General features: G+C 63.4%; 9 protein-coding genes and 1 pseudogene. 8 read left to right on the forward strand and 2 right to left on the reverse strand.

Annotated features, from left to right (window positions below):
* The 8 genes and pseudogenes from WB528_RS03900 to WB528_RS03935 form a co-directional block, all read left to right on the forward strand.
* Positions 1-127 (forward strand): annotated as a pseudogene (locus WB528_RS03900) (DUF721 domain-containing protein); the annotation flags it as partial.
* 103 nt (positions 128-230) lie between these two features.
* The gene (locus tag WB528_RS03905; RefSeq protein WP_423887117.1) at positions 231-887 is read left to right on the forward strand and encodes a DsbA family protein; all 657 of its coding nucleotides are present in this window, start codon (positions 231-233) and stop codon (positions 885-887) included.
* A 230-nt stretch (positions 888-1117) separates the two neighbouring features.
* A complete protein-coding gene (gene smc, locus WB528_RS03910) occupies positions 1118-4582 on the forward strand; it encodes a chromosome segregation protein SMC (protein ID WP_423887118.1) in 3465 nt (1154 codons plus the stop codon).
* Entirely contained in the window at positions 4579-5547 is a 969-nt protein-coding gene (locus WB528_RS03915; RefSeq protein ID WP_423887119.1) for a small ribosomal subunit Rsm22 family protein, read from the forward strand. Before smc ends, WB528_RS03915 begins: the two co-directional genes overlap by 4 nt.
* A gap of 130 nt (positions 5548-5677) precedes the next feature.
* Positions 5678-6235: a LemA family protein gene (locus tag WB528_RS03920; protein WP_423887120.1), complete on the forward strand. Its 558-nt coding sequence runs from the start codon at positions 5678-5680 to the stop codon at positions 6233-6235.
* A gap of 209 nt (positions 6236-6444) precedes the next feature.
* On the forward strand, positions 6445-7662 hold the full coding sequence (locus WB528_RS03925) for a M48 family metalloprotease (protein WP_423887121.1): 1218 nt from the start codon (positions 6445-6447) through the stop codon (positions 7660-7662).
* A gap of 282 nt (positions 7663-7944) precedes the next feature.
* Positions 7945-8700: a hypothetical protein gene (locus WB528_RS03930; protein WP_423887122.1), complete on the forward strand. Its 756-nt coding sequence runs from the start codon at positions 7945-7947 to the stop codon at positions 8698-8700.
* A gap of 57 nt (positions 8701-8757) precedes the next feature.
* Complete coding sequence (locus tag WB528_RS03935; RefSeq protein WP_423887123.1) at positions 8758-9426, forward strand: hypothetical protein; 669 nt, start codon at positions 8758-8760, stop codon at positions 9424-9426.
* A 218-nt stretch (positions 9427-9644) separates the two neighbouring features.
* Here WB528_RS03935 and WB528_RS03940 read toward each other — a convergent pair whose 3' ends face one another.
* Positions 9645-10184 carry an adenine phosphoribosyltransferase gene (locus WB528_RS03940; RefSeq protein WP_423878427.1) on the reverse strand — a complete coding sequence of 180 codons (540 nt, stop codon included), beginning with the start codon at positions 10182-10184 and terminating at the stop codon, positions 9645-9647.
* Between the two features lie 36 nt (positions 10185-10220).
* On the reverse strand, positions 10221-12374 hold the full coding sequence (locus tag WB528_RS03945; protein ID WP_423887124.1) for an anthranilate synthase component I: 2154 nt from the start codon (positions 12372-12374) through the stop codon (positions 10221-10223).
* Positions 12375-12753: the final 379 nt, after the last annotated feature.

The following is a 12753-nucleotide window of genomic DNA, read 5'->3' on the forward strand; positions in this document are numbered from 1 at the left end:
GCCCCGCCCCTCGCCCGCACCGGACGCCGCCCAGGTCGAGCAAGTCGCACAAACGCTCTCCGCGGTGGAGGACGATGCGCTGCGGGCCGCGCTGGCGCGGTTGGGCGCCTCAATCAAGCGAAATTGAGCCTGCGGCCGCTGTGGCGCGCCATTGCCACATTAGTGGTTTCAAGCTAGCGAAGCCTTGTTTAGTGTCTTTCGGTGCCAAAGCGCCAATTCGGGAGCCGATCTTGATCATCACGCGTCGCGCCTTTACCGCCGCCCTGTCGCTGACCGGACTTGCCGCTCTCGCAGGCCTGTCGCCGTTTCAACTGATCGCCGAGGCACTGGCCGACAGCGTGGCCGACGTCGCCAAGCCGCAATCGCTGCCCGATATGGCGCTTGGGCCCAAGGACGCGTCCGTGACCATCACCGAATACGCTTCGATGACCTGCCCGCATTGCGCGGCGTTCAACGATAACGTGTTCCCGAAGATCAAGGCCGCCTATATCGATACCAACAAGATCCGTTACGTGTTCCGCGAATTCCCGCTCGACATCAAGGCGGCCGCCGGTTCGATGCTGTCGCGCTGCATCGCCAAGGACGATGCCGCCAAATACTTCGCGGTCACCGACCTCCTGTTCAAGCAGCAGGCCGACTGGGTGATGAAGAACACCACCGAGACGCTGACCCGGATCGGGAAACAGGCCGGTTTGAGCCAGCAGCAGGTCGAAACCTGCCTCAAGGACCAGGCCCTGCTCGACAAGATCGTCGCCGACCAGAAGTACGCCTCCGACGTTCTGAAGGTCGATTCGACGCCGACCTTCTTCCTCAATGGCGAAAAGATCAAAGGCGAGACCTCGTTTGAGGAATTCGACAAGCGGATCAAGGCCCTGCTCAAGAGCTAAGAGAGGGGCTGGGAACCGTAACCGCTCCCGGTTCGGGACAAATCCTGGGCTAATTCCCTCACAATTCCCTTGGGAAAAGCCGGGCGCGCCGGTTGCCCTGCGGCACCGGCCTCGCCATTGTCGCTCACTCAGGGGCCGCTTTAAGCGACTCACGCCACACACCGACATTGCCTTCTATGGTATTGTCCAGGCAGGGAGATTCGCGCCCTGCCAACAGAGAATCTGTGCCTATGAAGCTGACCCGTCTTCGCCTTCACGGTTTCAAGTCGTTCGTCGAACCCACCGACTTCATGATCGAACCCGGCCTGACCGGCGTCGTCGGCCCGAACGGCTGCGGCAAATCCAACCTGGTGGAAGCGCTGCGCTGGGCGATGGGCGAGACCTCGCACAAGTCACTGCGCGCCGCCGACATGGATGCGGTGATTTTCGCGGGCTCCGGCAACCGGCCGGCGCGCAACCACGCCGAAGTGGTGATGACGATCGACAATTCGGAACGCACGGCGCCAGCCGCGGTCAATGACAGCCAGTCGCTTGAGATTTCCCGCCGCATCGAGCGCGAAGCCGGATCGGTCTATCGTATCAACGGCCGCGACGTGCGCGCCCGCGACGTGCAACTTCTGTTCGCCGATGCCGCAACCGGCGCGCGTTCGCCGGCGCTCGTCCACCAGGGCAAGATCGGCGAGATCATTCAGGCCAAGCCTGAGCAGCGCCGCCGCGTTCTGGAAGACGCCGCCGGCGTCGCAGGCCTTCATGCCCGCCGCCACGAGGCCGAACTGCGGTTGAAGGCGGCCGAAACCAACCTCACCCGCGTCGAGGACGTCATCGGGCAACTGGCGGGGCAGATCGATGGCCTGAAGAAGCAGGCGCGACAGGCGATCCGTTATCGCGAAGTCGCGGCCAAGGTCCGCAAGGCCGAAGCCCTGCTTTTTCACCTGCGCTGGATCGAAGCCCAGGCCGGCGTTGGGGAGACCACCCACATTCACGACCTCGCCGTCCGCGACATGGCGGAACGCACTCGCGAGCAGGCCGAAGCCGCCCGGATCCAGGCGGTGCGAGCCTCCGAACTGCCGGCCCTGCGCGAGGCGGAAGCCCGTGCCGCCGCAGGCCTGCAACGTCTCACCAGTGCCCGCGAGATGCTTGATCGCGAGGAAGCGCGCGCGCAGGAGCGCGTCGCCGAACTCGACCGCCGGCTGACGCAGTTTTCGGCCGACATCGCCCGCGAGCAGCAGCAAACCGCGGACGCCGACGCGGCGCTGCAACGGCTGGACACCGAAGACGCGGAGCTGAAGGAAGAAATCAAATCGCGCGTCGAGAAGCGCAGCGGCGTCGATGAGCGTGTGTCCGAGGCCGAAGCCACTCTGTCGGCCGCCGAGCGGCTGTTCGGCGAGTTGACCACGGCGCTTGCCGACCTCACCGCCAAGCGCAACCAGCTCGAAGGCAACGTGCGCACCCACCGCGACCGGCTGGCGCGGCTCGATCAGGACCTCGCCAATGTCGAGCGCGACGAGCAGAAGCACGCGCAGGAAACCAGCGCGCTGGGCGACCTGGCAGCGCTGGCCTCCGCCATGGAAGCCGGCCAGCAACATCTTGCAGCCAGCGAAAGCGCGGCTCAGGCGAGCGAGGCCGCCCATGCCGCCGCGCGCGCGAAGCTGGAAGCCTCTCGCGCCCCGCTCAACGAAGCCGACAAGCGCGTACAGCGGCTCGAGACCGAGGCCCGCACGATTTCCAAGCTCGTCAACGGCGAAACCAAAAATCTGTGGCCGCCGATCATCGACGGCGTCACGGTTTCCAAGGGTTACGAAAAGGCGATCGGCGCCGCCCTTGGCGACGATCTGGATGCCCCGGTCGATCCGTCCGCGCCGATGCGCTGGACCCTTGCCGGGACCACCGAAGGCGATCCCGCTCTGCCGGAGGGCGTTGAGGTGCTCGCCGCCCACGTTCAGGCGCCGATCGAACTCAAGCGGCGGCTGGCCCAGATCGGCGTCGTCGCGCGCGAACGCGGCGCTGAACTGGTCTCGCGGCTCAAGACCGGCCAACGGCTGGTGTCGCTGGAGGGCGATGTCTGGCGTTGGGACGGCTTCATCGCCGCGGCCCATGCGCCGACCGGTGCCGCGCGGCGTCTCGCCGAACGCGCCCGTCTCGTCGATATTGAAAATGAACTGGAGCAGGCGCGCATCGACGCCGCCACCAAGCGGCAGGCGCTCGATACGGCTGAAGCCGAACTGAGGGCTGCTGCCGCGGCGGAGAGTTCGGCACGCGACGTATGGCGCACCGCCCAGCGTGAAACCGATGCGGCGCGCGAGCGCCATGCCACAACCGAACGCGAGATCAACCGTCACGCCGCACGCAAATCGGCGCTCACCGAAGCTCGCACGCGCCTTGCGGCAGACCGCAGCGAGGCGCAAGGCGCGCATGAGAGCGCGAACGCGGCGCTCGCGGAACTGCCGCCAAGCCTGCCCACCGAAGCCAAATTGGCCGAGGTCAAAGCCGGCATCGACGGCTGCCGGCGCATCGCGGCGCAGGTGCGCGCCGAAGCTCAGGCGCTGGCGCGTGAGGCTGAGCTGGCCGACCGCCGGCTTCAGGCCATCACCGCCGAACGCAACGAATGGCAAAGCCGCAAGACCAGCGCGGCCTCGCAGGCCGAAACGATCGAGGTTCGCGTCAACGAGATCAGAGCCGAGCGCGCCGAGCTGGAGAATGCACCGGCGGTCTTTGCGGAAAAGCGCCGGGCCTTGATCAGTGAAATCGAGACGGCCGAGAACGGCCGTCGCACCGCCGCCGATGCGCTGGCGGACGCGGAAAACGTGATGGCCGAGACCGATCGCGCCGCCAAGGTATCGCTTGAGGCGTTGTCGAGTTCGCGCGAGGCTACCGCCCGCGCCGAGGAACGCATGGACAGCGCCAGGCGCCGTCTGGTCGATATCGAGCGCGAAATCCACGACATGCTGGAAATCGAGCCGCAGGCGGTCTCGGGCCTCGCCGAAATCGAGCCGGGCGCCGAGTTGCCGCCGCTGGCCGCGATCGAGGAAAATCTTGAAAAGCTGCGGCGTGACCGCGAGCGGCTTGGTGCGGTCAACCTGCGCGCCGAGGAGGAGCTGCGCGAGGTCGAGACGCAGCACACGACGCTGACCACCGAGCGCGACGATCTGGTCGAAGCCATCAAGCGGCTGCGCCAAGGCATCCAGAGCCTCAACCGCGAGGCGCGCGAGCGGCTGCTGGCGTCGTTTGAGACGGTCAACAGCCACTTCAAGCGCCTGTTCGTCGAACTGTTCGGCGGCGGGGAGGCCGCATTACACCTGATCGAGAGCGATGATCCGCTGGAAGCGGGCCTGGAGATCATTGCCAAGCCGCCCGGCAAGAAGCCGCAGACGCTTTCGCTGCTGTCGGGCGGCGAGCAGGCGCTGACGGCGCTGGCGCTGATTTTCGCGGTGTTCCTCACCAATCCGTCGCCGATCTGCGTACTGGACGAAGTCGATGCGCCGCTCGACGACCACAACGTCGAGCGCTTCTGCAACCTGCTGCACGAAATGACCTCGACCACCGAAACGCGCTTCATCATCATCACGCACAATCCGATCACGATGGCGCGGATGAACCGCCTGTTCGGCGTCACCATGGCCGAACGCGGGGTGTCACAGCTGGTCTCGGTCGCGCTGGATGAGGCCGTGAAAATCCTTGATCAGAACGTGGCGTGAGCGCGCCGGAGCTTCCCGCCCAGCTAAGAAGCGCGCTGGAAGCAAAGCTGCATGGCTTGGCGCGCGATGAAATTGCTGCGCGCGCGGCGCAGATTTCAAAAACCTATCGCGACGGCGGAAATTCGCGCGTCATCGCCTCGAGCGCCGACGCGCTGGCCTATGCGCTGGTGCGGATGCCCGCCACCTATGCCGCGGTCGCCGCAAGCCTCGGCGCGCTTGTCGAACTGAAACCGGACTTCGCGCCGAGCGGGCTGCTTGATGTCGGAGCAGGTCCGGGAACGGCAAGCTGGGCCGCGGCCGAGACCTTCTCCTCGCTGCGGAAATTTACGCTGCTTGATATCAATGCCGCCTTGCAGACGCTGGCGCTGGAACTCGGCCGCGACCACGGACGGCTCGCCGCGATGACCTGCCGCCGCGACCTGCACGCGCTCGACGAGGCAGAGCCTTCGGATCTCGTGATCGCGAGTTATCTGATCGGCGAATTCGGCGAAGCAGGCCGCAGCACATTTACCGAACGCCTGTGGGCCAAGACCGGCGATACGCTGCTCGTGGTCGAACCCGGCACGCCGGCAGGCTTTAGGCGGATCATCGAACTTCGCACGCAACTGATCGCTGATGGCGCCCACGTCGTCGCCCCCTGCCCGCACGATGGCCTATGCCCGCTTTCCGCGCCGGACTGGTGTCACTTTGCGCAGAGATTGCCGCGGCTGCGCGCGCATATTCAGCTCAAGGGAGCCGAGCTTCCCTTCGAGGATGAAAAGTTCAGTTATGTCGTTCTGACACGCAACCCCATGGCCAAGCGCTTTTCCCGCGTGCTCGCGCCGCCTGTCGTTGGCAAAGTCGAGGTGTCGGCCAAACTCTGCACGGCCGACGGTCTGCAAATGACGAAAGTGCCGCGCCGCGACAAGGCCGCCTATGCCCGGGCCCGGCGCTGGCGTTGGGGCGAGGCCGTGGATAAAAGTTAACGCCATCCATGGCTTCTGGTTGAACTATTCCAGCCTTGCGTCGGACCAAGGGGATACCCACCTCGTGGCGGCTGCCACTCAATTCCCTTTGGTCTAGGCTACCGCATCCGTTTCCCATCAGGAGTTTTCCATGTCCGGCTGGATCGTCCTTGGCGTCATTGTCGTTCTCGTCCTGTTTGCCTTCGGTGCCTATAACCGGCTGGTCGCGCTGAGCCAGCGCGTCAATCAGGCCTTTGCCGACATCGACGTGCAGCTCAAGCAGCGTCACGACCTGATCCCGAACCTGGTCGAGACGGTGAAAGGTTACGCGGCGCATGAGCGCGGCACGCTCGACGAGGTCGTCAAGGCGCGCAACTCCGCGATGTCGGCGCAGGGACCGGCGCAGGTGTCGGCCGCGGAAAACCAGTTGAGCGGTGCGCTTGGCCGGCTGATCGCGCTGTCGGAGGCCTATCCGGACCTCAAGGCCAATGCCAACTTCCAGCAGTTGGCGAGCGAACTGTCGGATCTCGAGAACAAGATTGCCGCGAGCCGCCGTTTCTTCAACAACGCGGCTCAGGAATACAACACCGGCATCCAGCAGATGCCCGCCGCGCTGTTTGCCGGCATGTTCGGTTTCACCCGCAAGGATTTCTTCGATCTCGGCGCCAGCCGGACCGAAGTCGAAGCCGCGCCGCAGGTGAAATTCTGATCACCAGGCAGATTTGCGAATGACGGTGACTGGTGCTCCGATTCCGAAGTTGGCAAGCTATCGCGGCGACCTCTGATGCGAACTTCGGAATCAAAGGAGCACCGGCAAGCACACGTTTCCAGTGCGGCCTGAATTTGAGGTTCTCTTGATGAATCGGCCGCATTACTGATGGGAACTTCAAATTCACCGCACTAGCGGAGTCCCGCATCATGGCCGCGTACGGTCTCTACACACATATTGCGGCGAACAAGACCCGCTCGATGCTGCTACTCGGCGGGCTGTTCGTGCTCGTCTATGTGATGGTCTATGCCGGCGCGTTGATCGGGGAGGTAATGACCTATGGCGCCGGCGCGCCGGCTGACTATTACCTTGCCGCAGCCGCGCACGACCTGATCAAGGCCTTTCCCTTTGCCACCGGCGGCGCGCTCTTGTGGATCGCGATCGCCTATTTCTTCCATCAGAAGATCGTCGATGCGGTGACCGGCGGCGAGGACGTGACGCGACAGCAGCAGCCGCGGCTTTATAATCTCCTCGAAAATCTCTGCATCTCGCGCGGCATCCCGATGCCGAAGCTGAAACTCATCGAGAGCGATGCGCTGAATGCCTACGCGACCGGGCTCAACCAGCGCCAATATGCCGTCACCGTCACCACGGGTCTTCTGAGCGCCTTGAACGATCAGGAGGTCGAGGCCGTGCTCGGCCACGAACTCACCCATATCCGCAACGGCGACGTGCAGATGATGGTGATCGCGGTGATCATTGCGGGCGTCGTCGGCTTCTTCGCCGAGCTGTTTTTCCGGAGCTTCACCAACTTCGGCTATTACGGCGGCTATGGCGGTTTTCGCCGAGGCTCGTGGTCGTCCTCGGACGACTCCTCCTCGGACAACAGAAAGGGCTCGAGCGGCGGCGCCATCATCGTCATCATTGTCGCGGTCGCGCTGATTGCGCTGGCGTGGCTGTTGTCGCAGATGGTGCGGCTGGCGCTGTCGCGCTCGCGCGAATATCTCGCCGACGCCGGTTCGGTCGAACTGACCAAGAATCCGGACGCGATGATCTCCGCACTGCGCAAAATCGAGAACCGCGGCGAGTTGCCGGGCGCAACCTCGGCCGTCATGGAACTGTGCCTCGACAACCCGCGCGAGGGCTTTTCCGACCTGTTTGCCACCCATCCTTCGGTCGATGCCCGCGTCCAGGCGCTGGTCAAATTTGCCGGCGGACACGATCCCGGGCCGCTGGCCTTGCCCTCGGACCCAGCGGCGGCGCAACCGGCAGGCGATCAAGCGCCCACGCCCCTGCCACGGGGGCCCTGGAATGACGCCACACCCGGTCCGGCCGGCGTCCCAACCAGTGCGCCGCCATCAAGCCCGTGGGGTAGCGAAACCGGGCCGTCCAGCGAACCTTCTACCGGACCTTGGGGCCGCCATTAAAACCCAACCACCTTCAAAACAGCCCCGGCGGCCACCTTCAGGCCTCCTTCCGCCGTTAACGACGCCAGCATGATTGGGGCCAATCGGCTTCTAAAGAATTGAATTCTCCCTTGTTTCTGCCATCTTCCCACCCAAAGCAGGCAGGGGAGCTTCGATCTGATCGGGGACGCCCGGTCGTTTAGGGTTTAGGGACAGGATCCGGGTCCCTCCCGGCCTCTCCGTAACCAGATGTCTGGTACGGCGAGGGGCAATATTCCCAACAGGGATGGCACAGGTAGTTTCATGGCGAAGCCGGCAGTTATCGTGGTAGGCGCCGACAAGGGCGGGGTCGGAAAGACGACCGTCTCGCGGACGCTTTTGGATTATTTCAGCGCCAATAATGTTTTGACCCGCGCTTTCGATACTGAATCTCCGCGCGGAACGCTCAAGCGATTCCACCCCGATATCACCGAGATCGTCGACATGACGACGACCTCGGACCAGATGAAGATCTTCGATACCCTGAACACGGCCTCGCCTTCGGTCACCGTGATCGACGTCCGCGCCGGACTGCTGTCGCCGGCGCTCGCCTCCTTGCGCGATATCGGCTTCCTCGATGCCGCGAAGTCCGGGCAGATCACGTTCGCCGTGTTCCATATTCTCGGCCCTTCGATCGCGTCTCTCGACGAAATCGCGGAGACCGCGGGTTTCATGGGCGGGGCGCGGTATTTCCTGGTGAAGAACTTCATCAACGACACCCAGTTCTTCCAATGGGATCAGGCCACCTACAATTCGTACTTTCACCGCATCAAGGACGCGACCGACCTTGTCATCCCGAAGCTCAACGAAATGGCCTACGAGCAGGTGGAAGTCGCCTCGGTTCCATTCCTGAAGTTCGTGGCCAACAAGGGCATGAGCGACGAGGCCGCGAACTATTCGTTCGTGCTGCGCGGTTATGTCCGGCACTGGCTTGCCAACGTCTGGAGCGAATTCGACCGCATCAAGCTCACTGACATCGTCGGCTCCGGCAAACCCTCGACGCGCGGCGGCGAAAAATAATTGCGCGGCCGGTCCGATTGGGCTGGAATGGGTCTGGATTTCGCCTAAACCCGCGTGATGCGCCCGACACCCGTTTACATCATCTGCTCGCCCCGCCCGCTGGTCGGAAAAACGCTGGCCGCGCGGCTATTGAGCGAGTTTTTGCTGTTGAAGAACGGCGCGGTGGCGGCGTTCGACGTCAATCTGAAAGAGCCGTCGCTGCTGGAATATCTTCCGGACATCACGGAAACCGCTGAAGTCGACGATACCTTCGGCAAGATGGCGCTGATGGACCGCCTGATCATCCCCGACGGCGTCGCCAAGGTGATCGACCTCGGCTTCCATGCTTTCGACGAATTCTTCGAAATGACGGAGGAAATCGGCTTCATGAAGGAAGCCGTCCGCCGCAATGTTGCGCCGGTCATCCTGTTCGTCGCCGATACCGATCGCGTGTCGGCCCGAAGCTATCCGGTCTTGCAGCGACAGATTCCGCCAACCGCGCTCGTGACCGTCGACAACGAATATGTAGTGCGCGGTGAATTGCCGCCGGCGTTTGCGCAGGGAAAGATGCTGCGCATCGCGGCGCTGCCTAATTTCCTCAGGACTTATATCGATCGGCTGTCATTCTCATTCAGCGACTATTTGCGGCACGAGAAGGATTCATCCACCGAGTTGCATCAATGGATTCGCCAGAACTACCTCAGCTTCCGCGAACTTGAACTCAGCCTGATCCTTCAGGGGTCTTGAATCCCGCGCTCCCTCAACCGCCGTCCCCGCGACCCGGCTCCGCCAAGGCTTCGCCGGGCTGGCTCATGGGGCGCCGAAGCGTCAGCGAAGGCGGCAAGCGGGGACCCACAACCACCGGCTTTCATGGGTTGAGGAAGGCTACTGGCTTTGTGCCCAAGGCAGGGCCGCGGCTATGGGTCCCGGCATACGCCGGGACGACATAGTTTGGCATGACGTGCTCAATGCCCGTCGAACGCCATCAGCGTTCGCACCGGCACGTCCATGGCGCGCAATTTTGCGGCGCCCCCCAGTTCAGGCAAATCGATGACGAAACAGGCCGCGACCACGTTGGCGCCGATCTGGCGCAACAGCTTGACCGCGCCTTCGGCGGTGCCGCCAGTGGCGATCAAATCGTCGACCAGGATGACGCGCTCACCCGGATGAATGGCATCGACGTGCATCTCCATTTCATCGACGCCGTATTCGAGCGAATAGGCGATGCGCACCGTGGTGTGGGGCAGCTTGCCCCGCTTGCGGATCGGCACAAAACCCGCCGAAACCTGATGCGCCATCGCGCCGCCGAGAATGAAGCCACGCGCCTCGATCCCGGCGATCTTGTCGATCTTCGACCCCGCCCATGGCTGCACCAGTTCATCCACGGCGCGGCGGAAGGCCCGCGCATCGCCCAATAGCGTGGTGATATCTCGGAACATGATTCCCGGCTTCGGATAGTCCGGAATGCTTCGGACCGTGGCCTTCAGGTCGTATTCGGGAGTCATGGCTGCCTCTCTAAGTCCTGTTCGTCATCTTCCGGATCATGCATTGAGCCGGAAAGCGTTTTCAACAATGCGCAGGCCCACCTCGCCACCAAGCGACATCAGCGATTCCGGGTGAAACTGGACGCCTGCCACCGGCAAGGTCTTGTGCTCGATCGCCATCGCGACGCCGTCCTCGGTGCTCGCCGTCACCTGTAGCACATCCGGCATGCTGTCGCGCTCGACATAGAGGGAATGATAGCGCCCGATCACGATTTCATTGGGCAGGTTCTGCATCAACCGCCCGCCCCGCACCTGCACCCGCGACGGCCGTCCGTGCGCCGGTTGCTGGAGCTGCCCCAACTGGCCACCGAAATATTCGCCGATCGCCTGCACCCCGAGGCAAACGCCGAAGATCGGCAACTTCTTGCCAAGCGCCGTCTCGATCGTCGCTGCGATATCAAAATCTTCCGGCCGCCCCGGACCCGGCGACAGGACGAGAAGGTCATAGCTCGCACTATCGAGCATCTGCCGGGCGTGAACATATCGCACGACCGTCACGCTGGCGCCGACCTGCCGGAAATAATCCGCCAGCATATGCACGAAGCTGTCGTCATGATCGATCAGCAAGACCCGCTTGCCTGAACCGGTGGCGTCAGGCGCAAATGCCGAGAGCGGCTTTGGCGGATCGCCGCGCAAGGCCTGAAACAGCGCAGCCGCCTTGACCTGGCATTCGCGATCCTCGGCAGCGGGATCCGAGTCAAAGAGACAGGTGGCGCCGACCCGCACCTCGGCGATACCGTCCTTCATCCGGATGGTGCGTATGGTGAGGCCGGTATTGATGCCGCCGTCGAAATTCACAACGCCGATCGCGCCCGCATACCAGCGCCGCGGCGAGCGCTCATGGTCTTCGACGAACTGCATGGCCCACAGTTTCGGCGCGCCCGTCACCGTGACCGCCCAGGCATGGGTGAGGAAGGCGTCCAGCGAATCGAAACCGGGCCGCAACATGCCCTCGACATGATCGACGGTATGAAACAGCTTCGAATAGGTCTCGATCTGGCGGCGCGCCAGGACCTTGATCGTGCCGGGCACGCAAACGCGCGCCTTGTCGTTACGATCGACATCGGTGCACATGTTGAGTTCGAATTCGTCTTTTTTCGAATTCAGGAGTTGCCGTATCTGTTCGGCATCGCCGATCGCATCGACACCGCGCGCAATGGTGCCGGAGATCGGGCAGGTCTCGATCCGCCTGCCGTCGGAGCGGACGAACATCTCCGGCGAGGCTGAGACCAGAAATTCGCCGTCCCCGAGATTCATCAGCGCGCCGTAGGGCGACGGGTTGATCCGGCACAGCCGCTGAAACACCTCCGCCGGCGAACGCCCGCAGGGCTCGCCGAACAGCTGCCCCGGCACCGCCTCGAACAGATCGCCGCGCGCAAACGCCGCCCGCGCCGTTTCCACCGTGGCCTGATATTCGCCCGGCGCGTGATCTGAAAAGCCCTGCCGCGGTATTCTTGCATAGACGCTATCGGCGGTGTCGCGCGGAAGGTCCCTTGAAGACTTGCCGTTCCAGGCAAAGTCGTAGCTCAAGACGACGCCGCGGCCGGTGGCGCGGTCATAGGCCAGCAGCCGGTCGGGCACGTAAAGCACGATATCGCGCTGATCGCTCTCGCGCGGGCGCTTCTGCACCAGGTCCTCGATCTGGAATACAAGATCATAGGCGAAGGCGCCGAAAAATCCGAGCAGCGGATCATCGCCGGCGCCGAACGCTGCGACCAGCTCGCGCACCAGCGACATCACGCTGGCGCGGCGCGTTCGCTGCTCTTCATCGACGGGCGCGTCGCCGCGCAGGATGTGGCCGGCAAGACGGCCTGCGCTACGCTCGGTGACGACGATGCAGGGTTCGCGAAGCACGTCGGCGAGGTACGCGATCAGGACCTCGCCTCGCGCATTCAGCGCATGAAGCGAAAAATTCGCGCCTGCGGTTTGCAACTGTAGCGGCGGATCGGCAAAGCCGAGATCGAAGCTCTCGTAGCGCCCGGGCACTGTCGTGCCGGACGACAGCACGACGCCGCAGCGGCGGTCGAGCAGTTCGATCAAGTCGTCGAGCCTGGCGCCGCCCGAAAAATGCTCGATCGAGCGCGTGACAAGAAGGCCGCCACGGGCGCGGTACTCGCTATGGTCAGGCAGTGAGAACAAGGTCCTGTTCATGTGATCCTCTTAACCAGACTTGCCGAGGGAACGCCGCACAGGACAAAACGAAGGCCGCCTGCGATGGCGGCCCTTGAACGATCAGAATTAACGCAAAATCGCACCGGCCACCTCTTTAGGAGGTGCGCCACCAAAGACGAGAAGGGCGAACGGCGGTGCTCATGGCGCGTACTCACCATGGCGAGGCGGGGACGTCAAGCGAGAACCGCGGGCAGTCGCCGGCGAGACCGCTCGCATAACCCTCAAAACCGGACTAGTGCGGCGAATTTGAAGTTCCTATCAGTGTTGCCGCAATCGCTTTATAGGAACTTCAAATTCAAGGCCGCACTAGAATCAATAAGTTACTAGAGCTCCTTTGATTCCGAAGCTCGCATCGGAG

The organism is Bradyrhizobium sp. (assembly GCF_049586575.1).
Taxonomy (GTDB): Bacteria; Pseudomonadota; Alphaproteobacteria; order Rhizobiales; family Xanthobacteraceae; genus Bradyrhizobium.

Bases quoted from the DNA above. Each gene is read 5' to 3' on its own strand.
- smc (WP_423887118.1), top strand. From the start codon at position 1,118: ATGAAGCTGACCCGTCTTCGCCTTCACGGTTTCAAGTCGTTCGTCGAA.
- WB528_RS03940 (WP_423878427.1), bottom strand. From the start codon at position 10,184: ATGACTCCCGAATACGACCTGAAGGCCACGGTCCGAAGCATTCCGGAC.
- WB528_RS03935 (WP_423887123.1), top strand. From the start codon at position 8,758: ATGCGCCCGACACCCGTTTACATCATCTGCTCGCCCCGCCCGCTGGTC.
- WB528_RS03920 (WP_423887120.1), top strand. From the start codon at position 5,678: ATGTCCGGCTGGATCGTCCTTGGCGTCATTGTCGTTCTCGTCCTGTTT.
- WB528_RS03945 (WP_423887124.1), bottom strand. From the start codon at position 12,374: ATGAACAGGACCTTGTTCTCACTGCCTGACCATAGCGAGTACCGCGCC.
- WB528_RS03930 (WP_423887122.1), top strand. From the start codon at position 7,945: ATGGCGAAGCCGGCAGTTATCGTGGTAGGCGCCGACAAGGGCGGGGTC.
- WB528_RS03925 (WP_423887121.1), top strand. From the start codon at position 6,445: ATGGCCGCGTACGGTCTCTACACACATATTGCGGCGAACAAGACCCGC.